The 26,771-nt window shown below is 33.5% G+C and carries 27 protein-coding genes; 3 read left to right on the plus strand and 24 right to left on the minus strand.

Features of this window, described 5'->3' with window-relative positions:
- Positions 1 to 42: 42 nt before the first annotated feature.
- The 7 genes from ABD859_RS18040 to ABD859_RS18070 all read right to left on the minus strand — a co-directional run bounded on the left by ABD859_RS18040 (position 43) and on the right by ABD859_RS18070 (position 10,963).
- On the minus strand, positions 43 to 4,095 hold the full coding sequence (locus ABD859_RS18040) for a PAS domain S-box protein (protein WP_345145975.1): 4,053 nt from the start codon (positions 4,093 to 4,095) through the stop codon (positions 43 to 45).
- Positions 4,096 to 4,189: 94 nt separating this feature from the next.
- On the minus strand, positions 4,190 to 4,984 hold the full coding sequence (locus ABD859_RS18045; RefSeq protein WP_345145976.1) for a DUF2189 domain-containing protein: 795 nt from the start codon (positions 4,982 to 4,984) through the stop codon (positions 4,190 to 4,192).
- Positions 4,985 to 5,105: 121 nt separating this feature from the next.
- Positions 5,106 to 6,434: an aldehyde dehydrogenase gene (locus ABD859_RS18050; protein ID WP_345145977.1), complete on the minus strand. Its 1,329-nt coding sequence runs from the start codon at positions 6,432 to 6,434 to the stop codon at positions 5,106 to 5,108.
- Positions 6,435 to 6,510: 76 nt separating this feature from the next.
- Positions 6,511 to 7,200, minus strand: coding sequence for an RluA family pseudouridine synthase (locus ABD859_RS18055; RefSeq protein WP_345145978.1), 690 nt, complete (start codon positions 7,198 to 7,200; stop codon positions 6,511 to 6,513).
- A 185-nt stretch (positions 7,201 to 7,385) separates the two neighbouring features.
- Positions 7,386 to 8,204: a 3-methyl-2-oxobutanoate hydroxymethyltransferase gene (gene panB / locus ABD859_RS18060; RefSeq protein ID WP_345145979.1), complete on the minus strand. Its 819-nt coding sequence runs from the start codon at positions 8,202 to 8,204 to the stop codon at positions 7,386 to 7,388.
- A gap of 50 nt (positions 8,205 to 8,254) precedes the next feature.
- On the minus strand, positions 8,255 to 9,448 hold the full coding sequence (locus ABD859_RS18065) for an SH3 domain-containing protein (protein ID WP_345145981.1): 1,194 nt from the start codon (positions 9,446 to 9,448) through the stop codon (positions 8,255 to 8,257).
- Positions 9,449 to 9,535: 87 nt separating this feature from the next.
- Complete coding sequence (locus tag ABD859_RS18070) at positions 9,536 to 10,963, minus strand: L-serine ammonia-lyase (RefSeq protein ID WP_345145983.1); 1,428 nt, start codon at positions 10,961 to 10,963, stop codon at positions 9,536 to 9,538.
- A 307-nt stretch (positions 10,964 to 11,270) separates the two neighbouring features.
- Here ABD859_RS18070 and ABD859_RS18075 point away from each other — a divergent pair, with 307 nt between their 5' ends.
- Genes ABD859_RS18075 through ABD859_RS18085 form a run of 3 tightly spaced genes read left to right on the plus strand, consistent with a single transcriptional unit; the run spans position 11,271 to position 14,568 of the window.
- Positions 11,271 to 13,418 (plus strand): cation:proton antiporter, encoded by a 2,148-nt coding sequence (locus ABD859_RS18075; protein ID WP_345145985.1) that lies wholly within the window; start codon positions 11,271 to 11,273, stop codon positions 13,416 to 13,418.
- Between the two features lie 21 nt (positions 13,419 to 13,439).
- Positions 13,440 to 14,183, plus strand: a complete 744-nt coding sequence (locus ABD859_RS18080) for a DUF2625 domain-containing protein (protein ID WP_345145987.1) — start codon at positions 13,440 to 13,442, stop codon at positions 14,181 to 14,183.
- A 19-nt stretch (positions 14,184 to 14,202) separates the two neighbouring features.
- Positions 14,203 to 14,568 (plus strand): VOC family protein, encoded by a 366-nt coding sequence (locus ABD859_RS18085; protein WP_345145989.1) that lies wholly within the window; start codon positions 14,203 to 14,205, stop codon positions 14,566 to 14,568.
- 59 nt (positions 14,569 to 14,627) lie between these two features.
- Here ABD859_RS18085 and ABD859_RS18090 read toward each other — a convergent pair whose 3' ends face one another.
- From ABD859_RS18090 to ABD859_RS18170, 17 genes are all read right to left on the minus strand, one after another.
- The gene (locus ABD859_RS18090) at positions 14,628 to 15,311 is read right to left on the minus strand and encodes an AKAP7-like phosphoesterase domain-containing protein (RefSeq protein ID WP_345145991.1); all 684 of its coding nucleotides are present in this window, start codon (positions 15,309 to 15,311) and stop codon (positions 14,628 to 14,630) included.
- A 7-nt stretch (positions 15,312 to 15,318) separates the two neighbouring features.
- A complete protein-coding gene (locus ABD859_RS18095; RefSeq protein ID WP_345145993.1) occupies positions 15,319 to 15,687 on the minus strand; it encodes an iron chaperone in 369 nt (122 codons plus the stop codon).
- 77 nt (positions 15,688 to 15,764) lie between these two features.
- Positions 15,765 to 16,232 carry an SRPBCC family protein gene (locus tag ABD859_RS18100; protein ID WP_345145995.1) on the minus strand — a complete coding sequence of 156 codons (468 nt, stop codon included), beginning with the start codon at positions 16,230 to 16,232 and terminating at the stop codon, positions 15,765 to 15,767.
- A 159-nt stretch (positions 16,233 to 16,391) separates the two neighbouring features.
- A complete protein-coding gene (locus tag ABD859_RS18105; protein WP_345145997.1) occupies positions 16,392 to 16,973 on the minus strand; it encodes an LOG family protein in 582 nt (193 codons plus the stop codon).
- 80 nt (positions 16,974 to 17,053) lie between these two features.
- The gene (locus ABD859_RS18110; protein ID WP_345145999.1) at positions 17,054 to 17,578 is read right to left on the minus strand and encodes a GNAT family N-acetyltransferase; all 525 of its coding nucleotides are present in this window, start codon (positions 17,576 to 17,578) and stop codon (positions 17,054 to 17,056) included.
- 28 nt (positions 17,579 to 17,606) lie between these two features.
- Positions 17,607 to 18,731 carry a lactonase family protein gene (locus tag ABD859_RS18115; RefSeq protein WP_345146001.1) on the minus strand — a complete coding sequence of 375 codons (1,125 nt, stop codon included), beginning with the start codon at positions 18,729 to 18,731 and terminating at the stop codon, positions 17,607 to 17,609.
- Positions 18,732 to 18,771: 40 nt separating this feature from the next.
- Positions 18,772 to 19,875 (minus strand): MBL fold metallo-hydrolase, encoded by a 1,104-nt coding sequence (locus tag ABD859_RS18120; protein ID WP_345146002.1) that lies wholly within the window; start codon positions 19,873 to 19,875, stop codon positions 18,772 to 18,774.
- Between the two features lies 1 nt (position 19,876).
- Entirely contained in the window at positions 19,877 to 20,299 is a 423-nt protein-coding gene (locus tag ABD859_RS18125) for a DUF1801 domain-containing protein (protein WP_345146003.1), read from the minus strand.
- A gap of 5 nt (positions 20,300 to 20,304) precedes the next feature.
- Positions 20,305 to 21,351, minus strand: coding sequence for a serine hydrolase domain-containing protein (locus tag ABD859_RS18130; protein WP_345146004.1), 1,047 nt, complete (start codon positions 21,349 to 21,351; stop codon positions 20,305 to 20,307).
- A gap of 92 nt (positions 21,352 to 21,443) precedes the next feature.
- Positions 21,444 to 21,812: a nuclear transport factor 2 family protein gene (locus ABD859_RS18135; protein ID WP_345146005.1), complete on the minus strand. Its 369-nt coding sequence runs from the start codon at positions 21,810 to 21,812 to the stop codon at positions 21,444 to 21,446.
- Positions 21,813 to 21,862: 50 nt separating this feature from the next.
- A complete protein-coding gene (locus ABD859_RS18140) occupies positions 21,863 to 22,549 on the minus strand; it encodes a hypothetical protein (RefSeq protein WP_345146006.1) in 687 nt (228 codons plus the stop codon).
- A 47-nt stretch (positions 22,550 to 22,596) separates the two neighbouring features.
- Complete coding sequence (locus ABD859_RS18145; protein WP_345146007.1) at positions 22,597 to 22,815, minus strand: ArsR family transcriptional regulator; 219 nt, start codon at positions 22,813 to 22,815, stop codon at positions 22,597 to 22,599.
- A gap of 10 nt (positions 22,816 to 22,825) precedes the next feature.
- On the minus strand, positions 22,826 to 23,254 hold the full coding sequence (locus ABD859_RS18150; RefSeq protein WP_345146008.1) for a hypothetical protein: 429 nt from the start codon (positions 23,252 to 23,254) through the stop codon (positions 22,826 to 22,828).
- A 62-nt stretch (positions 23,255 to 23,316) separates the two neighbouring features.
- On the minus strand, positions 23,317 to 24,231 hold the full coding sequence (locus ABD859_RS18155; protein WP_345146009.1) for a helix-turn-helix domain-containing protein: 915 nt from the start codon (positions 24,229 to 24,231) through the stop codon (positions 23,317 to 23,319).
- Between the two features lie 12 nt (positions 24,232 to 24,243).
- Positions 24,244 to 25,140, minus strand: a complete 897-nt coding sequence (locus ABD859_RS18160; protein ID WP_345146010.1) for an SDR family oxidoreductase — start codon at positions 25,138 to 25,140, stop codon at positions 24,244 to 24,246.
- Positions 25,141 to 25,262: 122 nt separating this feature from the next.
- Positions 25,263 to 25,748: an SRPBCC family protein gene (locus ABD859_RS18165; protein ID WP_345146011.1), complete on the minus strand. Its 486-nt coding sequence runs from the start codon at positions 25,746 to 25,748 to the stop codon at positions 25,263 to 25,265.
- Between the two features lie 159 nt (positions 25,749 to 25,907).
- The gene (locus ABD859_RS18170) at positions 25,908 to 26,690 is read right to left on the minus strand and encodes a hypothetical protein (RefSeq protein ID WP_345146012.1); all 783 of its coding nucleotides are present in this window, start codon (positions 26,688 to 26,690) and stop codon (positions 25,908 to 25,910) included.
- Positions 26,691 to 26,771 lie beyond the last annotated feature (81 nt).

The raw sequence follows: 26,771 nt of genomic DNA on the forward strand, positions 1-26,771 counted from the left end.
ATTTTTAGGAAAAACTTATGATTTAAGAGAATTTAGTTTCAATTATTTTAACCATTTCTCTAAAGTTTCTTCTACAGTGCCTTTCATAATAGGTTTAGAAATATAATCGTTCATTCCGGCAGAAATACATTTGTTTCGTTCTTCTTTTTCTGCACCGGCAGTTACTGCAATAATAGGAATATGCTTGCCGCTCATGGTATTTCTAATGGCTTTTGTAGTTTCGTAGCCGTTCATGATTGGCATTTGTATATCCATAAAAACAAGTGTTGGATTAATGCTTTCAAATTGTTTTACAGCTTCGTAGCCATTTTCACATTCAAAAATAAATGCATTTTGATACAGGTTTTTTACAATTGTTTTTAAAAGAAGCATATTGACTTTGTTGTCTTCAACAATTAAAAAACGAATGTTTTTGCTGCTGGTTTCATTTTTGTCTGTATCTGTTTTTATGCTGATGCCTTTAAGTTCGCTGTTATATTTTTCGTTAATGCTTTGATTACTGGTTTTTAAATTTAAATCAAAGAAAAAGTTACTTCCTTCGCCAATTGTGCTTTCCAGCTGTAATCGGCTTTCCATTAATGCCAAAAGCTGGTTGGAAATGGTTAATCCTAAACCGGTACCTCCAAATTTTCTTGTTGTAGAACTGTCTGCCTGCGAAAAAGCTTTAAAAATTTTCTTTTGATTTTTTTCCATGATTCCAATTCCGGTATCAATTACAGAAAAACGTATCGTGCAGAAATTGTTTTTTGTCTTGGATAAAACAGAGACATTTAATTTTATAGAACCTTCGTTCGTAAATTTTACTGCATTGGAAAGCAGATTTATCAAAATTTGTTTAATTCTAACAATATCAGTCCAAATGTATTTTGGAACATCTTCGTCTACATTGAGTTCTAACTGAAGATTTTTTTGATTTGATTCAAAAACGATCAAATCAAATACCTGACCCAGTACTTTTTTGATATCGTATAAATCAATAAAAAGTTCCAGTTTTCCGGCTTCAATTTTAGAAAAATCAAGGATATCATTTATGATTTCAAGCAGCGAATGTGCTGATTGATTAATCGTTGTCATATATTTTTCCTGAATTTCTTCAAGTTCCGTTTTCATCAATAAATGTGTAAAACCTATAATACCGTTAAGCGGCGTTCTGATTTCATGCGACATATTGGCCAGAAAATCTGATTTTGATTTATTTGCTGCTTCAGCTAACTGTTTGGCTTTAATGGCGTCTTCGGTTTCTTTTTTATTGGTAATATCAAAGTAGATACCGCCAACAAATTCAATTTCATCTCCTTTTTTAATTACGTCTCCAAATTCTTCAACCCAAATATATTCGCCGGTTTTTCTTTTTATTCGGTAAATATTATGCAAAGGCATTCCGTTTTGAAGATTATCAATCTGGTTATTGATTACTTCGTCTCGGTCATCATGATGTATAAGTGATAAAAAAGATAGATTATTTTCTATAAATTCTCCTTTTGAATATCCTGTAAGATTCTGTATTTCATCATTTAAAAAGATTTTTGTAGAAAAAGCATCAAATTTTGACAAATAAACGGTTCCTGGAATATTGTTAGCAATTAACTTGAATTTTTCTTCGCTTTCGATAATTTTAGATTCGTTTCGGTTTCTTTCTAAGGCCGACGAAATATTATTGGCTAAAACCTGAAAAATATAGATTTCTTCTTCCAGCCATTTTCTTTCTTCGCTGCAGTCATCAAAACCTATAAAACCGGTAAAAATATCGTTGATATATAGCGGAAGAATTAAAATAGATTTGATTTCGTTGTTGATTAACAACTGTTTAAAAAAGGAATCTTCGAGTTTTCTTGTAAAAGTATTTACGATTCGTTTGTTTTTTGCCGCTTCAAAAATTTCCTTTAAATTATCTTCGGTCATGTGTCGCAAAGGCGTAATCTGATGCGTAATGCCTTGTCTGGACCATTTGTATTTTTGGGTAACGGTATTGGTCGAAAAATCTCTTTCATAATAAAACATATGATCAGCTTTTGAAGCTTTTCCAATTAAATCATAAGTTTCCTGAAACATTTGCTGTGTCGATTTACTCAGCAAAAACTTTTCGGTACAAAGAGAAAGCGCAGAAAGAAGCTGGCTTTTAAATTCTAATCGGCGTTCTGTTTCTAAGCGCATCTGCATGGAAATAGCCAGCGAAATCACGTCAGAAATAGTTCTGGCATAATTAATATCTTCGTTATCCCATTCTCTCTGCTCTTCTGTGATTTCAAAACAAACCACACCGGCCAATTGTCCGCTTAAGAAAATCGGGACATCGAGCATCGATTTGATTTTGTTTTTGGTAAAATAGAGTTTCTGAAATTCTGATGTTTCTAATTTATTAAAAACATCCGGAGCGTTAATTATAGCTTTGTTTTTTAGTGTTTCAAAATAGATAGGGTATGATTCTTTATCTAAAATATTTTTATCGGTTACGTTTTGATTGTCAATGCTGTAAAGGTTTTTGCAGGTAATGAGGTCTTTATAGTATTTCCAAAAACTGACACGATTTGATTTGCTTACCGTCGAAGCTTCTTTGATAATGTAATCAATTACGGTGTTTAAATTGTCGTAAGTGCTAAAGTCTGTAGTTGACAGCTTTTTCGTTGAATTGTTATAAGCTTCAATTTTTTCCAGACGTCTTTTCTTTTCGTTCTCGGCATTTTTAATTTCCGTAATATCTCTTGCTATACCGGCAAAACCAATTGTTTGCCCCAAATCATTTTTGCGGATGATAATTTTTTGAGAAATCCATAATTCGAGTCCGTTTTTCTTTACAATAGGAAGTTCTATTATGGGAAATTTATAACCGTTGTTTTCAAAGTTCTCATAAAAATCAACGGCACTCATCGAATAATTTTCATGTATGAAATTGGAGTAATGTTTGCCTACAATTTCATCTTCTGAATAGCCTAAAACAGAATAAGCAAATTCATTTATAAAAGTAAAATGACCTTCGGCATCGACTTCAAAAATAATATCGGTGGCGGTTTGAATTAAGTTTTTGTACTGATCCTGAACTAAAATTTGTTCCGTAACATCCTGACCAATACTGATAATAAGATTGTCAGAGAATTTTTTATCTTTCCACTGAATGTATTTGTATTCTCCGTTTTTACTTTTTAATTTTCGGGTATAAACTTTATTTTCATGGTGATGAATAGGGTGAATGTTGGCATTGTATCTTTCGCCTTTTGTAAGTTTCCAGAAATTTAACCCCATGACTTCTTCAGGATAATAACCTAAAATAGAGTTTATGGTTTCGCTGCAAAATAAAATTTCACCTTTTTGATCTGTGGCAATTGTCAGGGAATTTCCTTTGTGTACAATTTCATTAGCAAACCTAAAATTGTCGCGGTTATTTAGTAAAACTGCATATTTAACCTGATTGATAATAAAGATTAAAATGCAGAAATTAATTAATAATATAGATGATTTTATGGGAATTAAATGAAATACAACCGTTATAATCAAGAATGTAAATACAAGCGCTACAAAAAACCAGTAAATTTTTATGGGTTTTAAGATGTTGTATGAAAAGAAAAATGAAATCAGGAAAACAATTACGGGTACTACATCATTGGCAAGGAAAATAATATTGTAACACACATAACTGATGTAGACGAAAAAACCGAAGATAAAAAATCGTTGTATTCTATCGCGAAGCCATTTTATTTTATCGGTTATGAGATAAATCAGGAGAACTGTAATTCCAATTGAAATATTGGTAATTAATAAGCTCTTAGGTCTGATTTTGAAGATTTCATTTATAATTTCGATTACAATAACGGCAATTCCAAAAAATAAAATGTAAAGCTGGTATTCTCTTCCAACAGTTTCGGCTTCTTTCTTTTTTTCTATAAAATTTCCAATTTTGGCTTTTATTCGAAAAAACTGATAAACTAGTAAGGATAAGAATCCCAGTAATGAAAATCCAAGAACTATAAGTTTTGGATTGTTGTAAAAAATAATATCTGAGTTGAAAACGTACCAGTTTGCCATAATTGATTTCAGGGTATTACCAGCACCGGCAATTCCCGAAACCAACAAAATGAAAAAACTACAGCTTTCTACCATAGATTTTGGGGATGTTTTTGGTTTAGTTAATTTGTTTTTAAAAACCTTTAAAATGAGTTGGTTAGTCTCAGGTTTTATTTCAGGTTTTTAGTTTTTATTCTAAATCCGTTCTTCCAATCGAATCAATTGAATCTTGTTTTTCTTCTTCATTAAAAATGGAGAAATAGGTAGCATAAGTAACGCATGTATTAAAAACGACTGTAAAAATCACTCCCACGCAACAGCCTACAAGGCCTACTAAAGATCCAATATAACCTATTAGAAATAAACAGAATATGGTAACTGGATTTTTGCTTACCAAAACCAAACTTGATTTGATAGCGTCGATCGCTTTTAAATTTCCAAAAATGATAAGCGGAATGGTGAAAAAGGTAAAGAAGTTTACAAATAAGGAAACTACTGTTCCAAGATATCCAAAACCTAGAGTTTCTGTAAAGTAAGAAATTCCGTTAGTAACAATTCCTATTATAAATGCAACGGAAAACAGTTGAAGAAAATAAGGTGCTTTGTAGTATGTAAAAATTGTAGAGACATTAAACGTTTCATCTTTGTCTGCACAATCGGCCATTTTTAAAAATCCGGCACCCAGCGGAGCAAATAATGCCGTAACAGCCGCAATAGATGCTGCCGTAGCTATTTGCTCAACATAGCTTAGATTTTGAATTTTAAAATTTTCCAGAAAGTTTTCAGATATGCTTTGCAGACCATAAAATGTAACCGCCAATCCCATAACCACCGCTCCGGCTACAACCGAAAATACCAGAATTATTAGTCCTGAGTAAAGAGCAATTTTTTTGTAATTCTCAACAGCATAATTAAATACAGTAGAAAAGTCTATTGAATAGCCATCTTTTTTGATGTCTTCAATCTGGTCAAGTGTAGATTTCATTTTAAAGGTAAAGTTGTTTTATATTTTCCGTTTTATGATAATAATTGCTTGACGTAAATATAATATTTTTAATCAATTCCGTGTAAAAATCTACAAAACATTACGAAATTGTTTTCGAATTTTAAATCCAGTCTAAAATTCGTTTTATTGAAGCTAATTTGTCCTTGTAAGGCGCGTAACGCATAGGTAAATCGAGCCAGTTTGCTTTTTTTACAATGGCTTTATGATGAGAAAAAGTATCAAAGCTCATTTGTCCGTGGTAAGCCCCAATACCGCTTTGGCCAACACCGCCAAAAGGCAGTCTTTTATTGGAAAAATGAACAACAGTATCGTTTATACACCCGCCTCCAAATGAGTAATTTGCAATTAATTTTTTAGCAAATGATTTATTTTCGCTGAAGATATAAAATGCGAGAGGTTTTTCGTACTTGCTGATTACGTTATGGATTTCCGCAGGAGTTTCGTAAGTTAGAATAGGCAATAGCGGACCAAAAATTTCCTCTTTCATTATAGGGCTGTCTAAACTTGGTTCTTCAATTAATGTTGGCGAAATATATAATTTGTCGTGATTAGTTTCTCCTCCAAAAATTACTTTTTCGCGTTCAATCATTTGATCCAGACGCACCCAGTTTTTGGTATTGATTATACGCGCAAAATCCGGTGATTTATCTATTTTTTTGCCATAAGCGTTAACAATTTCTTCCATTAAAAAAGAAATAAAATTAACCTTCATGTTTTTCTGAATTAAGATATAATCCGGCGCGATACAGGTTTGGCCAGCATTTATAAATTTTCCCCAGACAATTCGTTTAGCTGCTAGTTTTAAATTAGCTGTTTCGTCGACTACACACGGGTTTTTTCCACCTAACTCTAAAGTAACAGGAGTGAGGTTTTCGGCTGCGGCTTTGGCAACAATTTTTCCAACAGCAACACTTCCGGTAAAAAATATATAATCCCAGCGTTCTGCCAGCAGTTTATTTGAAACATCGACACCGCCTTCAAAAACTTCTACATGGCTTATGTGAAATGTTTTTTCTACTATTTTAGCAATAATAGAAGAGGTGTGAGGCGTAAGTTCTGATGGTTTTAAAACAACTCTGTTTCCGGCAGCGACTGCAGCAATAAGCGGACACAAAGCAAGCTGAAAGGGATAATTCCACGGTGCTATTACCAAAACGTTTCCGTAAGGCTCTTTGTAAATATAGTCAGATGAAGGAAAATTTAGGATAGAAGGAAGAACACGTTTGGGTTTTGCCCAGGAATTGATGTTTTTTATGGTATCTTTTAGATCAGAAATGACATAGTTGGTTTCTGTTAAAACAGCTTCAAATTCAGGTTTTTTGAAGTCGTCATATAAAGCCTTTACAATTAGATCTTCATTTTTCTGAATGTTGTATAGTAACTTTTTCAGCGTTTCTTTTCTATAACCAATGTCGTTTTTGAAGTCCATTTTATGATCAGCTTGTTTTTTAGGATATGCAAGTTAATCGATAAAAATTAAAAAATTAACAATTTAATCATAAAAATCATACCGCATTCCAAATAGTTTCATCAGGAACAGGGGCAATAATTGTGATATTTTCTTTTGACACCGGATGTACAAAAACGAGTTTTCTGGCATGGAGATGAATACCTCCGTCTGGATTGCTTCTGTCGGCACCATACTTTAAATCGCCTTTTATAGGAGAACCAATTGCAGATAACTGCGCACGAATTTGATGATGACGTCCCGTATGAAGATTGATTTCCAGCGCCGTATAATTTTGAAGTTCTTTGATGATTTTATAATCCAGACTTGCAATTTTGCTGTCTGGAACTTCTTTTAAATGCGCTTTAGAAGTATTGTTTTTTTCGTTTCTTTTTAAATAATGCACCAATTTTGCCGATGCTTCAGCGGGTTTGTTTTTTACAACTGCCCAATATGTTTTTTTAGTTTCGCGATTACTGAACAATTCATTCATTCGCGATAATGCTTTACTGGTTCTGGCAAAAACAACAATTCCGGTTGTTGGTCTGTCCAGACGATGAATTACGCCAAGAAAAACATCTCCTGGTTTATTGTACTTTTCTTTAATATATTCTTTAACCACATCAGACAAAGGCTTGTCGCCGGTTTTATCTCCCTGAACAATATCTCCCACACGTTTGTTCACAACAATGATATGGTTGTCTTCGTGCAGCACTTGCAGATTGTCTTTAGTAGAAATAATTTTCATAATTTGAATTTCGAATTATATGGAGAGATTTGGCTAAAGCCTTTAAGATATTTAAAAAAGAGACCTCCAGCTAAAAGCTGGAGGCAAATCCTATTTTTGATATTTGAACCTTTGTCACTTTGCTGCTTAGAAACTAAGAAAAACCTTAGCATCTTAGCATCTCAGGACCTTAGCGGCTTAAAAAACTAATATTGTTCACTCGCATTAGGGAAATCACTTGATTTAACATCAGCAGCATATTGCCCGATTGCTTTTGTCATTTCATCATAAAGATTCAAATAACGACGAAGGAAACGCGGACTAAATTCATTGTTCATTCCCAACATATCGTGAATTACTAAAACCTGTCCGTCAACACCGCCTCCGGCACCAATTCCAATTACAGGAATAGAAATACTATCTGCCACTTTTTTAGCAAGATCTGCAGGAATTTTTTCAAGAACAATTCCAAAACAGCCTACTTTTTCAAGCATTTTTGCATCTTCAATAAGTTTTTCAGCTTCTTCTTCCTCTTTGGCGCGTACGCTGTAAGTCCCAAATTTATAGATAGACTGAGGCGTTAAACCCAAGTGGCCCATAACCGGAATTCCTGCGTTTAATATTTTTTTAATTGATTCTTTAATTTCTTTTCCGCCTTCTAATTTTACGGCGTGAGCACCGCTTTCTTTCATAATTCTGATAGCAGAACGAAGAGCTTCTTTAGGATCTGACTGGTAACTTCCAAAAGGCAAATCTACCACAACTAAGCCTCTTTCTACAGCGCGAACTACAGACGAAGCGTGATAAATCATTTGATCTAAAGTAATAGGAAGAGTCGTTTCGTGACCCGCCATAACATTTGAAGCAGAATCTCCCACCAAAATCACATCTACTCCTGCGGTATCAACAATTTTTGCCATTGTATAATCATACGCAGTAAGCATAGAGATTTTTTCTCCGTTGCTTTTCATTTCAATTAATGACTTTGTTGTGATTCTTTTATAATCTTTTTTTGCTACTGACATTTTAATTTTTTTTGATAATGTAAAAGTATTGAATAATTGTAAACTGGGAATCAGCAATAAAAGATTATTTCGACAGAAAATAGCTTTCCGTCTTTAAAAACTAATCTAAATTGACTGTCTTCCATTATAATAGCATAATTATGCGGTGATTTTATAGAAGCTTCGATATAGGTTCCATATTTTTCAATGAAAGTTTTTTCGGATATCGAATTGTCTAAAATGGTATTTGGATTTATGATAAATTTATTGTTTTCGTTGATGTAGACTTTTACAATTTCGGCCTGATTTTTCTTTTCATCAACAGATACTTCCAAGTCCGGATAATAGTAAAATAAATCGCTTAAATATACACCGCATTCATCGCCAACGCTGGCTTTTTTAACCGGACTTCCAAATATTTTAACCAGTTGTGTCTGCGATAAATAAAGCGATTTGGTTTTTGTGCCTTTTAAACTGAATTCTGCTTTTTGAGTAAAAGCCGTAATTTGTTCAGGCAGTTTATGTTTTGCTAAAGCAGCGGCTAAAGCCATATTCATTTCAGTATCGGCAATTAATTTTGGATCATTAATCTGCTTAACTACTTCGTAATATCTTTGATATGCCGGAGCTAATTTAGAATATTCGCTGTTCCATGCCAGTTCTACAATTCGTTCGCTTACCGTTTTGCGGTCTTGTAATGCGTCTTTATTTAATTTGTCAAACTCTTTTAGCAAGGCATCAAAATCAGGTCTTGGGCCAATAAATTTTCGGAGTGTATATTGGGCATATTCTTCAACAAAATTTCCATTAATATTTACCCAGTCATCCTGATTAACCGGAACATAGTTTACAGCAACAGGATCTCCCGTAAAAAGAATTTCTTTGATTTTTGAGTTTTTATCCGGCAGCGCTCTGGCTTTTAAACCAGCGGCTAAAACAAATAAGTGATTGCCTCCGTAATAAGCGTCGCCGCCTTCTAAAATTGGATTTTGTGGATCTTTAATTTTTACATCTTTTGCATTAAGACGTGTTGCAACGAATTTTTCCTGAACAAATCCTTCGTTAAAATTATCAGCCTGAACTTTATACCAGCCGTTCTGACTTTCAGATAATAATCTTACTTCAGCACCGTATCGAAAATAGCCTAAAAACGAAGCAGAATTTGGAGAAGTATAAAGTCTGGTATCTGAATTTAAAAAATAACGTTCCTGAGAATGCAGTAAAATAGAGCAGAATAATGCAGTTAAGAAGTAGATTTTTTTCATAAAGTATTTTGAATATTTTGCCGCAGATTAAAAGGATTAACACAGATAGAAATCTTTTTAATCTATTTAATCTGCGGCATAAAAAAATTAACAGTCGGCCATATTTACAGCAACGGCGAGACCGCCTTCTGAAGTTTCTTTGTATTTAGAATTCATATCTTTTGCAGTTTCCCACATCGTATTAATTACTTTATCTAGTGGTACTTTAGCATTTTTAGAATCAGTTTCAAGAGCTAATTCGGCTGCGTTTATGGCTTTTATGGCGCCCATTGTATTTCTTTCAATACACGGAATCTGAACCAAACCGCCAATTGGGTCGCAGGTTAAACCCAAATGATGTTCCATTGCAATTTCGGCAGCCATTAAAACCTGAGCCGGAGTTCCGCCCATTAATTCGCAAAGCGCCGCTGCAGCCATTGATGACGAAACACCAATTTCGGCCTGACAACCGCCCATAGCTGCAGAAATCGTAGAACCCTTTTTAAAGATACTTCCAATTTCACCGGCAACCATCAGGAATTGTTTGATTTCTTTTTCGCCAGCATTATGGTTTTCAATTACCATATAATACATTAAAACGGCAGGAATAACGCCAGCGCTTCCGTTTGTAGGCGCAGTTACAACACGACCTAACGAAGCATTTACTTCGTTTACTGCCAATGCAAAACAGCTTACCCATTTTAAAATCTGGCGAAATTTAACCTCTGTTTTTCTAATTTCTTCCAGCCACGACTGCGGATCTGTATAATTAGATAAACCAATTAAATTCTGATGCATATCAAATGCGCGTCGGCGAACGTGTAATCCGCCCGGAAGAATACCTTCAGAATGACATCCAATGTACATACATTCCAGCATTGTATTCCAAATGCGCATTAATTCTGAGTGAATTTCATCTTCAGAACGCATCGATTTTTCGTTTTCATAAACAATCTCAGAAATCGATTTGTTTTCAGAAACGGTATAGTTTAAAAGCTCAACTGCATTTTGAACCGGAAACGGAAAAGCGCATTTAATAACCTCTTTTATTTTGGCATTTTCGCGTTCTTCTTTTACCACAAAGCCGCCTCCAATTGAGTAAAATGTTGATTCATATTCAGAATCGTCATTTTTGTAGGCTGTAAATTTTAATCCGTTAGCATGAAAAGGAAGGAAATCTTTATTGAAAACAATATCCTGCAGAAAATAAAACGGAATTTTATATTCGTTGCCAAGATTAATTTCGTGCGTGTCTTCGATTGTTTTAATAATTCCGGCAATATTTTCAACCGGAATATATTCAGGATCCTGACCGCTTAAACCCAGCATAACCGATAAATCTGTAGCGTGTCCTTTTCCCGTTAAAGAAAGAGAACCATACAAATCGACTTTTACGCGTTTAATCTGGTATAAAATTGATTCGCTTTTTAACTCTTCTAAAAAACGTTCGGCGGCTCTCCACGGACCCAAAGTGTGTGAGCTTGAAGGGCCGACACCAATTTTAAGCATATCAAAAACAGAGATACATTCTTCCATTATTCAAGTTTTGTTAAGACAAAGATAATTGAATAATGCAATGATGATTTAATTTTGATTGTTAATCTTGAGCTTTTGTTAAAAAAAATATTATTTTTTAATAATTCGGCAACGAAATAAAATTAATTGCTTAATATGCGGTTTTCGTTTCAGGTTGATGTTTTTTCGGTATTTTTGTAATGATGCAAATTGCCAAAATCAATGAATTTTTATTCCTGATGATATTTGTATTATCCCCATGATTTCGTTTTAATGCTTACGTCTTTTTACGAAAATTTAGAATACCACAAAAAGATAAAATTACAATATGATAGAATTTTTTAAGCATTTTTTACACGAATTCGAATTACCTTTAAGCAATCCGGTATTAATTTTTTCTTTAATACTTTTTATAATTCTGTTGTCGCCTATTTTACTTAAAAAAATAAATATTCCCGGAATTATTGGTTTAATTATTTCAGGAGTTATTATAGGTCCGCACGGATTAAATATTTTAGCAAAAAACTCAGCAGTTGATTTATTTTCGACAATTGGGCTTTTGTATATCATGTTTATTGCAGGTTTGGAGCTGGATATGAATGAGTTTAAAGCCAACAGAAACAAAAGTCTCCTGTTTGGATTTTTTACTTTTATTTTACCGCTTTCAATAGGTTTTCCGGTTTGTTTTTATTTACTGCAATATGATTTTAATGCCAGTTTTTTAACGGCGAGTATGTTTGCCACGCACACTTTAGTTGCATACCCAATTGTAAGCAAACTTGGAATTGCAAAAAATCAGGCGGTTGCCATTACAGTAGGAGGAACTATTTTAACCGATACGGCTGTTTTAATTATTCTGGCCGTCATTATGGGAAGTGCACAGGGAAGCTTAAATCAGGCGTTTTGGATTAAATTAGGAATTTCGCTGGCTATTTTTTCTGCGATTATGTTTTTGGTTATTCCAAGAATTGCCAAATGGTTTTTCAAAAAACTGGAAAGTGAAAAACACGCCCATTATATTTTTGTGCTTTCAGTGGTTTTCTTCGCAGCGTTTTTAGCCGAAGTAGCTGGAGTAGAACCTATTATTGGAGCTTTCGTTGCCGGTTTGGCGTTAAATCCATTAATTCCGCATTCATCCGCTTTAATGAACAGAATCGAATTTATTGGAAATTCATTATTCATTCCGTTTTTCCTGATTTCTGTTGGAATGCTGGTAGATATTAGCGTAATTCTAAGCGGACCAACTGCTTTAATTGTTGCTGCTACTTTGAGTGTTGTGGCTATTTTTGGAAAATGGATAGCGGCATTTTTTACACAAATCGTTTTTAAATATACCAAAACAGAAAGACAGCTTATTTTTGGTTTGAGCAGTGCGCACGCGGCCGCAACTCTGGCTGTAATTTTAGTAGGGTTTAAAGCGAAAATTCTGGACGAAAATATTTTAAACGGAACTATTATATTAATTCTGATAACTTGTATTGTGGCTTCATTTGCTACCGAAAAAGCAGCTAAAAAAATCGCAATCTGCGAAGAAGAATTTTCACATGAAGATGCCGGAAAAGATCAAATTTTAGATGAACATATTTTAATTCCGCTGGCAAAAACTTCGGCAGCAGCCACTTTATTAGATTTTGCACTTTTAATAAAAGATAAGAAATCGTCAAATCCGGTTACACTTTTAACGATTGTTCCTAATAATGATCAGGCCGAAAAAAATATTTTAAAATACAGAAAAGCTGTTGATAAATTCGTAGTTCAGGCATCGGCATCAGAAGTAAAAATAAATACCATTGCCAGAATTGACCATAATCCGGCGAGTGGAATTGCCAGAACGTCTAAAGAAATCATGTCGGATATTGTTATTATTGGCTGGCCGAAGAAAACCGGTTTTCTGGATAAAATCTTTGGAGAAAATGTAGATTCTATAATCAACAATGTCGATAAAAGTTTGTTTATATGCAGATTTCAGAGAACTTTTATTGAGGATAAAAGACTTGTCTTTATTTGTCCGCCATTTTCTGAAAGAGGCGTTGGTTTTCAGGTTTTATTGCAAAAGATATGCAGACTTTCTCAGGAATTAAGCATTCCTATTGTAATTTATGCCGAATACAAAACACATCAGACTATTCAGCAGATTGCCAATAATCTTCGTTTAAATGCGAAATTAGGATTTAAAAGCGTTTTAGAATGGGATGACTTTGAGGCTATTTCAGATGAAATCCGTCCTAATGATTTAATCGTTTTTAATTTATCAAGAAAAGGTTCTGTTTCGTATCATTCTATTTTTGACCGACTGCCTTTTAAATTTGAAAAATTCTTTAACGATAATAATATTATATTGGTTTATCCTCATGATGACCGAAAAGAAAGCGCAATGGATGCTTACGAAGATTTTACCGCGACGCCATTAACCAAAAGTATTGAAGCGATTGAGCAGATAGGGCGCGGTTTAGGAAGCATCCTTAAAAAAAGTTAGAATAATAATTATTACAATAAAATGAAATCAAAACTACAGCTAATTGTATTGGTATTTATAACTCTTACGACAGCTGCACAAAACAAAATGAAAAAAGCAGAAGAACTTATCGATAAAAATGATCCGGGCTGGGCTTTTGTTGAAGACTGGATTAAAACAGCAAAAAATAAGGTTGAGATTTTACCTGTAGACGCCGCAAAAGCAAAAGACGCGTTGTATAAAACTCAGGTTACAACACGTTCGTCTATGGGAGCAGTTGTTTTTATGACGGGCGGACTTTTGATTGATGACGGATGGATCAGGATTTTGGGTTCAGGAAATGCAAAATTTAACCGATCGCTTCCGGATTGGAATAAAGGAAAAACCTTTAACGAATTTGGCGAAGCTCCGGGATATTTATTAATTGCAGATGATGCTGTAGGCGGTTTTTATCTGTTAAACGGCGGCGGATTAGGAGCCGACACAGGAAAGGTTTATTATTTTTCTCCGGATAATCTGGAATATGAACCGCTTGACATTTCGTATTCAGAATTTTTAGGATTTTGTTTTAATAATGATCTCGATAAGTTTTACGAAGGAAACAGATGGAATGGATGGCGAGAAGAGGTTACAAAACTAAAAGGCGACGAAGTTTTTAATTTCTATCCGTTTTTATGGACAGCAGAAGGAAGCGATATCAATAAATGTTCGCGAAAAATAATTCCGGTTCAGGAACAATACGGCTTGAACATCGATTTAAGAAAGCAATTGGGTTTTGAAAAATAATTTCTAAAAGAGAAACAATATGAATCATAATATTAAATCAATCCGGCCTTTTATTGGCGCTAAAAATTTTGAGATTTCCAGAAGTTTTTACCGCGATTTAGGTTTTGAAGAAGTCGTTTTAGAATCTAATTTTTCTGTTTTTAAATCGGGAGAAACCGCTTTTTATCTTCAGGATTATTACGATAAAAACTGGATAGAAAATACCATGATTTTTGTTGAAGTTGATGACGTAGAACGTTATTACAGTGAACTTTTGGCTTTAAATCTTCCTGAAAAATACGAAGGTGTTAAACTGACTCCAATACGCCATTTAGATTGGGGAAGCGAATGTTTTCTTCATGATCCGTCTGGTGTTTTATGGCATTTTGGAGTATTTAAAAAATAATTTTTTATTGCGGATTTTCAGTTTTATTTGAAAAGTAATTCGTGAAAATCACGGCAAAACTATCTCAAACAAAATTCGCCCAGAACTTTTGTGTTGTTTTTACGCTGATACCAGTCGTTGTAAACCAATTCTAAGTTTTTTACGCTGAATTCTCCAAAATCGTAATCACGAAATATTTCTGCTGTTTCTATTAATTTTTTAGGATTATGAAGTTTTTCCTGAAAACGCATCACTGTTGCGTGTGCCGTTGCAATCGTATATCGGCTGTCTATGCTTTGCTGCAATCCTGAGCTTTTAAAATTCTCACGAAGTTTATTTCTGAAATTGTTTAATGTTTCATCTGTTGGAAATCCCTGAATCATAAGTGCCGAAGATGATGCCGTAATTCCTTTAAACTGAATTGTAATTTTATCTACATCAACCATACTTTTGCAAATAAGCTGAATATAATCGTTTGGTGAAATCTGATTTAATCGAAATGTTTCTGAACAGGAAATAATTGACATTACAGTAATATGAATATCAGAATCCGGATAATAATACTGTTCTGGTTCAGTCTTTTTTATTTCATTTAAAAAATCCTGCATTTTGGCTTTAATTTCCTCATTAGGACGAATGAGTAAAGTAATACCGAAACGCGAATCAGATTCATTTTTAATTTCTTTATCAATAGAATAATTTCCTGCCGCAATACTTTCTGAAGAAGTTGTATATAATTGATTGTAATGTTCCGTTAAGTTCATTTATGATTTATTTCTTTTTTACTTTTTCTAAATTTTCTTTAACTCTGAATTTTACAATTTTGGTAATTAAATCATAAGGCATAGGCTGATTTAAAGGAAACTGAACAGAACCTTTTCCTGATTTGTATTTGGCAAGATCTTCTTTAAAAGCTTCGTGACCGCTAGGAAGCGCATACAAACCAATATGATTTTTAAAGGCAGCAAAATATACCACAATTCCGTTTTGGTCAAAAGCGGGCATCGAATAACTTATTTTTTCTTTAGCGTCAGGAGCCGCTTTCTGAATCGTCATTCTAACTTTCTCTAAAATTTCCTGAACATCATTTGGAAATCCTCCAATGTATTCGTCGATATTTTCGGGTTTTTTAGTTTCCATAGTGTTTTTCAAGTTTCAGGTTTCAAGTTTCAGGTTTTATACAACAACCTGAAACCTCAAACCTGAAACAAATTTTTTTAAGCTAATCCTTTTGGGAATCGGTCTAAAACAAGATTTAGTAAAAGCTGATGCTCTAAATATGCTTTTGCTCCGGCTAAAACTAATGTAAAACCTTCTGTTGAGTTTCGAACCTGATCGATTATTTTATCTGAATCGCCTTGAAAACCAGAATTTGTAACGCTTACAAAAGTTTCATTTTCATTCAATGGCGTAAAAAACCATTCTACTAAAGTAGTTTCGTCCGGGTTTCCCCATTCAATCACAATTTTTTTATTTTCCTGTAAAACCAATGTTGTAACCGAAAGCGAGAAACCGTACATTTCCCAAGTCCATTCGGTTTTTTGATTTTCTTCTAATTTTCCAGAACCTTTGGTAAACCAAAATTTACTGGTAATATCGGGATTTATAAAAGCTTCAAAAACTTCAGAAACAGGTTTTCTAATCAGCATTTCGGCCTTTGCATATTTGTTGTTTTCTGTTTTCATGGTGATTTGTAAAATGTAAGAAGTAATCCGTGAGTTGTTTTTTGAACTTCTAAATTTAAGAAGATAATTTTAAAATAAGCATAAAAAAAGCTTTACATAAACATGCAAAGCTTTTTGAAATTATACTAAATCCTGATTTAGTCTGTAAATCAAAACATTTTAAACATTCTTTTTATCAATCCATTTTCCAACCGTCGGCGGCACATAATTTCGCATTTGATTTAATAAATCTTCGATATCATTGCTTACTAACAGCATTTTTTGGTTTACTTCTTTTAATAAACCTTTTTCGGTCATGGTTTGTAGAAGTTCAATCAAAGAATCATAAAATCCGTTGATGTTTAAAACTGCGATTGGTTTTTTGTGAAGTCCTAATTGTGCCCAGGTCAGCATTTCAAAAAGTTCTTCCAGAGTTCCAAATCCGCCCGGAAGCGCAATTACGCCATCGCATAAATCATTCATTTTGGTTTTTCTTTCGTGCATACTTTCAACCAAAATTAATTCGGTTAAACCTAAATGTGCGATTTCTTTTGAGCGTAAAAAATTAGGAAGCACTCCAATAACTTTTCCGCCCGCATTAAGTGCACCATCGGCAACAGCGCCCATTAAACCAACATTGGCACCGCCATAAACGACATCGATATTTTGTTCTGCTAAAGTTTTTCCAACTAAAGCGGCTTGTTCTTCGTAAATTTTGTCTGTGCCAAAACTAGAGGCACAGAAGACAGTTATTCTTTTCATTTTTGTGATAATGTAAACGTTAAAAGTTAGATTTCAAATGTTGCTTTACTGAAAACTGACACTGAAAACTGTGATTAACTTTATTTCTTCAATTCATATTCAAAATAAGGCATGTCGATACCGTTAGCCGTTATAACCATGTCTCTGACTTTTTCTGCTCCCAGTTTTAAAACGGCTTTCTGCGAACGGAAATTTTCTGCTCCAACATGAAATAATATCGAGTTAACATGCTGAAACGCATAATCAATCAAGAGTTTTTTATTTGAGCTGTTATATGGCCCGCCCCAATATTTTCGGGTAATAAAAGTATATCCAATTCCTACGCTCGATTTTTCTGGGTCGTAGTCGTAATAACGGGTTGTGCCCATGATTTCCCCCGTTTGTTTATCAAGAATTAAAAATGAACCTTTAGAATCCATCGCGGCCTTAAAAAAAGCAGTAAAACCTTCTCTGTGATATCGGTCTTTAGAAGGATGCTGTTCCCAAATTAAAGGATCTGAAGCAGCCTGAAAAAGCGCTTCAAAATGTTTTTCTTCTAACGGAATCAATTTTGTGATTTCATCTTCGAGAATTTCCGGCTGTAAATTAAAATTTGATGTTGTCATTTTTATGATGCTTTACTAGTTAGTTCTTCTAAATATTTTTTATCTGAACGCAGGAAACATTTTCCATTTTAATTTGTTTTCCTATTTTCTTTAATAATCCTGTTTTAGAATCTCTTCTAAAAACAATCACATTTCCGGTTAATACATTCGAAGCAACTAGAAATTTACCGCTTTCGTCTATAGCAAAAATTCTTGGGTGTTTGCCTAAAGTTGACTGATAACCAATATTTTTTAAAAGTCCGTTTTCATCAATTGTAAAAATCGCAATATTGTTTTCTTTACCGCGGTTTGTTGCATACAAAAACTTTCCGTCTGGAGAAATGTGAATATCAGAACTTTCAAAACCTTCTTTTATTTTATCAGAATGTGTTGGAATGCGTTGTATTTTATTTAAAACGCCGTTTTCATAATTATAAACGCTGATTTGTCCTGCCATTTCTTCTATACAATAACCCCATTTTTGATTTGGATGAAAAGTAAAATGTCTTGGTCCGGCTTCTAAATCAGTTTTTGTAAACGGATTTGAAGTTTCAATTAAAGGTTTTTTCTGATTCGCATCAAAAGCATAACAGCGAATTTTATCGGCACCTAGATCTGGCAGAAATAAATAATCACACTGAGGAGAAAATACTGCCGAATGCACGTGAGATTTTGTCTGTCGGTCTTTATTTACACTTCCGTCTGAATAGTGAAAATTCTGCGCAATAGAATCTATTTTTCCGTTTTCTAAAAGCGGATAAACAGAAACGCTTCCTTCAGTATAATTGGCATTTGCGAGCCATTTACCATTTTTGTGTACACTTACATAAACCGGATTTTCGCCGCCGCTTCTCTGACTGTTTAAAAAGGTCAGCGTTTTATTTTCCGGATTAAATTCAAAACTGCTTACACTTCCTGCATTTGGCGTTTTAGTGTCGGTGCAGGCGTATACATATTTTCCATTTGATGAAACGGTTAAATACGATGGATTTACAATGTTTTTTGCCGAAGTTACTTTCGTAAGTTTTCCGTTTAGTGTATCTAACTGATAAATCTGAATCGCTTCTGCCGATTTATCACGGTTATACGATCCTAAAAAGACATACGTATTTTGAGAAAAGATATTTAACGTTACAAAAAGAGCAGCAAATAGTACTTTTATTTTAAGTTTCATGGCACAAATTATTGGTTTTAACGAATGACAAATTGAAAAATTAATTAATCCCTTTCCACCATTGTTTAAATTCTTGTTTTTCATTTTTTAATTCTACCAATTCACCAATCATTGGCGTAATTAGCGGAACAGGATTTTCGCTTAAGCAGTTTAATTCTGTGATTTTGATTAAAGGTTCATCCCAGGAATGAAGTGATAACGCAAATTTTGAAGAATGTACAGGAAAAACTCTTTTGGCTTTTAAGTCTTTCATCGCTTTTATAACATCTTCTGGCAGATTATGAATGTATTTCCATTTTGGATTATACTGGCCGTTGTCGATTAAAGCAATGTCAAACGGACCGTATTTTTCTGCAATTTCTGCATAATGTTTGTCGTAACCGCTGTCGCCGCCAAGATACATTCTAAAATCTTTACTTTCTAATACAAAAGAAGTCCAAAGCGTGTTGCATCGTTTAAAACTTCTACCGGAAAAATGCCTTGAAGGGGCTGTGTAAAGTGTTAAATTTTGATCGAGTTCGATTTTTTCAAACCAGTCTTTTTCGATTATATTTTCAGTTGGGAATACCCAAAATTCAAAATGCGAACCTACGCCAAGAGCTGTAATTACTTTTTTAGTTTTAGGTTTTAGTTTTAGAATGGTATCATAATCTAAATGATCATAATGATCGTGAGTAATCAATAAATAATCAATTTCCGGTAGATCATCAACCGTATAAATATCAGAACCTTTAAATGATTTTGTAGTTCCCGAAATAGGAGAGGCGTTTCCGCTGAAAACAGGATCAATTAAAAAGCGTTTCCCTTCAAGCTGAATAAAATAAGAAGAATGCCCAAACCAAACTAAAACATCTTTATCTAAGGGAAGTTCCAGTAAATTGGTTTTAATCGAAGGAATTAAATCCGTTGGTATTTTCCTGTCGACTTTTTTAAAGAAGAATTCCAGTAAAACACCCATAAAACTTTCACCTTCTGCAAGATCTGGCGTAAAACTTTGATTTTCAAATTTTCCGTTTTTGTATTGAGGTGATTTTTCAATTAATGCTAATCTTTCGCCGGAAGGCTTTTTTCCAAATTTAGGATGCTGTAAAAAATTGTAGATAAAAAGTATTAGAAGTAATACAACAATTAAGAATGTAACCATTTTATTTTGAAGGATATAATTTTTGAATTGAGGCAATCGAAAGTGAAATCATCTGCTTTAAAATTTCAATATCAATGTCAGTTAGTTTTTTGATGTAAACACAGCCTTTTCCGGCTTTGTGTTTTCCAAATTTAGAGAGCAGTTCTTGTTTATTTTCAAAATCAGAATTTAAATAAAGTGAAACAGCATCTTTTCTTGGTGAAAATGCGGCTAACGGAGCATCGCCTTCGTGTCCGCTTGCATATTTGTAATGATAGCTTCCAAAACCTATAATCGAAGGTCCCCACATTTTTGGTTCAAATTGGGTTTGCGTTTCCATTATTTTTAAAAGTTCAAAAGCATCTTTTCTTTTGGCTTCGTCAGGAACGGCATTGATAAAATCAATTACGTTTTGTTCTGTTTCCGTGGTTTTATTTTTAGCCATTGCCTTTATTTTTTATGTAATAAATCGCTTTTGAGTAAAATGTTCTTGATTTTAAACCCTGCAGCATAAAACAAACCAGAATCTTCGGGCATTTGATTTTCTAAAACAATTAAACTCACATCGCTTTCAGGGAAATACAAATTTACAGAAGAAAATCCGTCGCCTAAGCCTGTATGACCCAAATATTTTACCGGTTCTTTTTCAATAATTCGTATTCCGTAACCATAAGGTTCTTTTTCTTTTCCGAAGAAATTATGCTGTGATAAAATTGTGTTTTTTGTCAGCAATTTATACGATTCCGGTTTCAGGATTTTTCCTTTATGAAGATTATTATCCCAAATTGCCAAATCAGAAACGGTTGAAATGATACCATCGGCACCAAAACTTTCTGGTGTAATCTGCGAACCGTTTACAGGTTTCATATCATTTTTTAAAGAGAAATATCCAGTTGCCAGATTCTGTGCTTTATCTTTTGAATAGCAAAAAGTATGATTCATTTTTAATTTCTTAAAAAGCGCGTCTGCAGTTTCGTTGTATTTTTTCTTTGTGCTGAATTCTACAATTTTGCCAATTAAATTAAAGCTTAGATTTCCATATTTAAATTCAGTTCCGGGTTTAAAAGCTAAAGGTTTCTTCAAATCGACAATTCCGTGCGAATGATTTAAAAGCTGATGCACAGTAACGGTGTCTGCCCATGTTTGGGTTAATTCCGGCAGATATTTTTTTATGGGAGAATTCAAATCGACTCTGCCTTTTTCGACTTCTAGTAAAACCAAAACCGCCGCAATCTGCTTGCTGTTTGACATGATTTCAAATTGAGAATCGATTGTTAAAGGCTTTTTGTTTTCTAAATTGGCATATCCTTTTGCTTTAGAATAGAGTGTTTTTCCGTTTTTTGAAATTAAAACCACACCGTTAAAATCAGATGGACTGCTATTTTGTATTACGCTGTCGATTTTTGAAGCATAATTGTCTTTTTTCTGAGCAAATGAATTACAATTTGTAAAAAGAAGAATTGCTGTAAAGAGGGAAAGGGTTTTGTAAAAGGTCATTTTTTTTAGTGTATTCAGTCTCAGTTTTTTAGTCACAGTTTACGTTTCAGTTTTTAGTTTCTGCAAACTTCGACCGAAAACTAAAAACTACATTAAAACATTCCGTTTTCGTTTATAGTTTCAATTGGAATATGTTGTCCTAAATCCCAAAGTTCGATTATTTTATCTTCTTTAAATTTTAAAATATGTACAACCGCAAAACCAATGTCAGCAGGTGTTTGTTTTAAATGAGAATGTACAGCAACTAGATTTTCTTCTTCAATGATATGATGAATTGTAAATATCTTATTGGGATTTTTCCTTGCAGATTCTTCCATTGCGAGCATTAAAGTTTCGCCATCGCCTTTAAAATAGGCGTTGTGATGCTTAAAATCTTCATGAACATGAAGACGAAACGCTTCGTGCGAATGTCCGCTTGCGGCAAGTTTTAAGAAGTTTTGAGTGATTTCTTTCTTAGTCATAGTTTTTGGAAATAAAAACGAAACTAAGTTATGAAATAAGTAAGTAGAAATTAAACAATTTTTAAATCATTAGATTTTAAATAATGGTTTTCATTTATGACCTTTTTTGCTTCTGCACTAATCCAGAAATTAGGACGAAATAATTTTGCACCCTTTTCTAATTTTGCTTTATTTGATATTGCTTTTATGTTTTTTATCAAATTGTTAAACAAATTGTAAGTTGTAAAAGTATGGGCGTCGATTAAAGTTTTAAAATCATCTTTTCTAAAACTTACAACTTTTGGATAGGTTAATTCTAAGCCAATTGTACCTTCCGTATTTCTATAAGCAATAGTGGGGCTTTCTTTAATTTTTGAATAGGTTAGATAGAGAGGTCTTATATTTATTACAGGTTCAGTTGGTGAAACTAATTTAAAATCACTTGAAACAATGCCTTTTTTATTAATGATATCATTAAATTGTATCTTGTTTATATCGTCAGTTATCGATATCCTAATTTTCTCCTCAAAAATCCAGTAATCTTTTTTATCTCCAATTATAATCTCGTTAAAAAAGTCTTTGTAACTATTAAAAATAAATTCCTTATCTGTTTCGGTATAATCAATTTCAACTCTTGAATTTGTTATGACAAAAGAATATTTTTGGTTTTCAAAAATTGAATTAAATTCTTTAGGTGTTAATATAAAATTAAAAGTGTTCCAGCCTTTTCCTGAACCTAATCCTCCAAAATATGACATAATCTGAAATTTAAAAACATCTTACAAATGTAGTATTTTTATTATATTTAATATTTTTTTATGTCTTTTACTTCAGCAATATCGATACCTAGTTTTGTGAATTCTTTTTCGCCTAAATCAGTAATATAAAAGTGTTTATCTGAATTGTTTTTCTTTTCAATCCAGCCTTTTTCGGCAAAAGATACCGCAAGTAACTGCCCCAGTTTACCACCTATATGTTCATAACACATTTTCGCCGGTTTTTGTTTAGGAGATTCGTCTTTCATTTTTGGGATATTAGTATTCGAATTTCAGTTGTTTTTTGCAGACTAATTTCAAAGCGAGATATGCGGCCGGAATGTAGGCAAAAGCCAAATCTATAAGGGTAAACCAGGTTGGAGACGGGAGTGAACTGACACTTATAATACCGCCAAATAAAAAAAACGCTCCAATTGCTAAAGCCAGTTTCTTTTTGTGGTTTACAGCAAGTAAAGCGGTTGTAACGGCTCCGGTAAAGGTTCCTATGGCGTGTGCCAGAAAGGGAAAAAGGAAATGTTTTGCCTCAAATAAATGAATGGTTTTTTGAAGTCCTTCGATTGTTGAATTATCAGCTCCTTCCGGCAGCGGAATTACCGAACTGCTGATTAAAATTATGCTCATGTTTATTAAACTTCCAATAATAATTCCGGTAACAACGGCCAGAGTATTCCTTAAAGCGGGGTCCATAATTCTGATTTTATTCTTACGAATTTATGAAAATTATGAATTCGATTTAGTTAAAATATTTTTTAATTAAAAGACTGCCTGAATTCTAATGGCGAAACATTGGTCTTGGTTTTGAATAATTTGCTAAACGACTGCTGGTGTTCGAAACCTAATTCGAAAGCAATTTCACTTACAGATAAATGGGTTGTAGAAAGTTTTTCTTTTGCTTTTTCTATGAGTTTGTTGTGAATGTGCTGCTGAGTGCTTTGTCCTGTAAGATGTTTTAAAAGTCCGCTTAAATAATTGGGCGAAACATTTAGACTTTCGGCAATAAAATGTACTGTTGGAAGTCCTTTTTGAGTAAGCGAATCGTTGTTGAAATAGTCTTCGAGCAGTTTTTCTAAACGCGCAAGAATTTCATGATTGCTTATTTTTCGGGTTATAAACTGGCGGTTATAAAAGCGTTCAGAATAGGTAAGAAGCAGTTCAATTTGGGCAATAATTACGTCCTGACTGAATTTGTCGATATTGGCCTGATATTCCTGCTGAATATTTTTCATGATATCGATAATCATTTTCTCTTCTTTATCTGAAAGATGCAGGGCTTCATGAACTGAATAACCAAAATATTCGTATTGTTTTATTTTCTGCGCAAGCGGTGTATTCCACAAAAAGCTGGGATGTATTAATAGTGAATAACCTGTATGCTGCAGTTCTAAATTGCCTTCGATAGAAAAAACCTGACCAGGCGCAATAAATAACAAAACGCCTTCTTTAAAATCATATTCCTGCTGGCCGTAACGCATTTTGGCATTGGCATTTCTTTTTAATGCAATTGAGTAGAAGTCTAAAATAAGGCTTTTTGGTTCTTCTTTATTGAGGTATTTTAAATCTTCAAAATTATAAACGCTCACTAAAGGATGTTCAGGTTTTGGCAAATCTCGAAACTCATGAAATTCGCTGATACTTTTTATTCGATGGAGTTGTTGATTTGCCATGACCTAAATTACTTATTTTTGATTATATATTGCAGCAAATTCTTGTGCATAATCTGCCAGTTTTGTTTTTCCTAAAACTGTCGGTTTGTTTTTTAGATAATCTTCTGCCAGTAAACCATTGTAAAGTGCAGCGTACATTTCGACTAAACCATTGGCAATTTTAGGCTGCATACCCGCAGAAATTAATCCGTTTAGGGTTTCTTCGTCAGTAATGAATTTCCATTCTAAATCTGGTTTTCCTACCGCTGTGCCTAATATTTTTGCTGTTTCCTGTCCGGTGAGTTCTTCGCTTGCTACATAACGAATTTTATTTCCGTCAGGCAGAGAAGTTAGTTCTTCTGCAATTGCTTCTGCGATATCGTTTGGAGAAACCCATGGAATCATTGCATCTACACCATAATTTGTGGCGATAAATCCCAGATTTTTAATCATAGGAATATAAGCCAGTACATTATAATAAAACGAAGTTGGACGCATAAATGTTATTGAAACATTTTGCAATGTATTTAAAACAGCTTCGATTTCATTGTAACGCTGAATAATTCCTGAATTTTCTTTTAAATGTGCTCCAATACTGCTTAAGAAAACTACTCGTTTTACACCCGAATTTTTGATGGCCTCGGCGTAATTGTTTCCTATTGTGCGGGTAAAAGCATCTAAATCCAGATTTTGATCGAAATAATTGGCACGCGGAATCATGCAGTACACAGCATCTGAATCTGCAAAATTTTTGGTTAGAAATTCAAGATCGTTTACAGAACCAACGGCTGCTTTTGCGCCAAGTTCCTCGATTTCAGTTTTTCTTTCGGCACTGCTGGTAATTATAGTTACAGAATGCCCTTTTTGTATTAATTGTTTAGCCAGTGGCTTGCTGATGTTCCCTAAAGAACCTGTAATAGTAATTTTCATCTGTTCTAATTTTTGATGTTACAAAATTGCAATGCATCAAAAAAAGAGCTGTAGCCAAATCTACTATTGTTGTAGTCTTTTTTTAGCTTCTAAGTTTTTGAGGTTCTTAGATGCTGCGTTTTTTATTTTTTTGATAATCTTTTTTCGTTTTCTGTTTGGGGTTTTCCGGTTGCGTTTGGTTCGCCTTTTCCGGTTTCAATAAGTTTTTTTAAACTGTTTTGAATATAATTGGTCCAGGCACCGCGACAGATTTCAAAGCATTCGTATTCTGAAGTTAAACCAACGTGTGTAAAACGAAGTTCTGTTTTTCCGTCTTTCTGGGTAATCTCAAAAGTAGGTTTTGTTCCTGTCCATTCCGTTTTGTCTTCGGTAAAATTGAAATAGTTTTCTTTTACTAACCAGATGATTTTTTGATTTGGAATTACTTCTACAAGTTCTACTTTACAGCGGTGAACGTCTTCGTAATGATACTCGAATTCATCGTGAAGTTTTGCGGTATTGCCTTCTATTTCTTCTGACCACCAGCCGCGAACATTGATTACGGCATTAAAAACGTCTTCCGGAGATTGTTCTACTTGTATTGCTGTGGTAAAATCTGTTGTACTCATTTTTATGATTTTTAAATTTCAATATCAAATTTATGTTTTAAAAATCAATATGTTAGGTTTTTAAAAGGACAATTCTAAGGGGGATTTCGGACAAAATATTCTCATGAATACATCATCGCATGATATCCATTCGACATATTTTTTGAGAATTAATTGAATTTACTCAATGCGTTTTACAACATTATCAAGATTATCAACAACCAGATTAAAAATAATTTTGTTGTTAGGAAAAAGCTGCTGCATATTATTACGTAATTCTACGAACGCTAAATAATCTGTTGGATTACTTTTAATGGATTCCGTACACGATATTGAGATTTCATAGGTATTCCCATCTTTTCTTAAATGAACAAACTTTGTTTGATACTGGTCAAAAAAAGTTGTTTTTTCAAAAGCTTCAGCAATTTTATCAGCTTCCTCAACTTTGACATTGTCTTCATAAACAATTTCATGATTCATAGTGCCATAGGTTTTCGATGTTTCTGTATAAGAAGGATTGTTGATTGTATCGATCGCAAAAAAAATCGAAAATATAACAGCAAAAGTTAGAATGCAGCCTGCAATTGAAACTCCAATTGTTCTTCCCCAGCCAAATTCTTCTCCGCCGTTTTTAAGATGCTCGTTTATGTTTTTTTCCTGATATTGTTTTATAAAATACGCAGCAATTCCCGTATAAATTAAAGGAAAAACTATATTTGGAATATTAATATTTTCAGGAATTATAAATATAAGTGCAAAAATAATAACCGTAGAAATAAGCGTAATTATCCACGTTGTTTTTACTTTTTCGAAATCATTAAAAGCTTTAAAATTTTCACTCAAAAAATATCCTGCGACTAAAGGACCTCCAAGAAAAGTTCCAGCTCGAATTGCTTTTTCAGAATATATTTTTTGCTGCGGGATCTCTTTAAAATCAGATTTTTCGATTACTGTTTCTTCCATTTTTATTTATTTGAAAGCAAAAATAGGTATTTATTGGAAAGTATTAGTAAGAATATTTTTATTTATTATGTGGTGTGTAAA

The sequence above is a fragment of the Flavobacterium ginsengiterrae genome (assembly GCF_039539785.1).
GTDB classification, from domain to species: Bacteria; Bacteroidota; Bacteroidia; order Flavobacteriales; family Flavobacteriaceae; genus Flavobacterium; species Flavobacterium ginsengiterrae.